We start from the raw sequence: 230 nt of genomic DNA on the forward strand, positions 1-230 counted from the left end.
CCGTCGTGTCGTCACCAGCCTCGACCGGGCTCGTCGCCTCGATCGCCGGCGCGTACACCTCGACCGGAGCCTCGATCACGTTGCCGTTCGTGTCCGTTCCCGTGACCATGTAGTCACCGGGCTCGGATCCCTCCGGAACCGGGAGGGGCGTGGCGGGGATGCTGCCGTCGGCGTCGGTCGGAACCGTCACCGCGTCGCCCACGGGGTCGCCAGCGGCGTCCTCGAGCTGC

The 230-nt window shown here is 71.7% G+C and carries 1 protein-coding gene; it reads right to left on the minus strand.

The window, feature by feature from the left end:
* A partial coding sequence (locus tag GB932_RS01240; protein WP_156758942.1) for a hypothetical protein occupies nt 1-190 on the minus strand: 190 nt, incomplete at its 3' end.
* Between the last annotated feature and the right edge of the window lie 40 nt (nt 191-230).

Origin of the sequence: Microbacterium karelineae, from assembly GCF_009745985.1 — a bacterium.
In the GTDB taxonomy this organism is placed as follows: domain Bacteria; phylum Actinomycetota; class Actinomycetes; order Actinomycetales; family Microbacteriaceae; genus Microbacterium; species Microbacterium karelineae.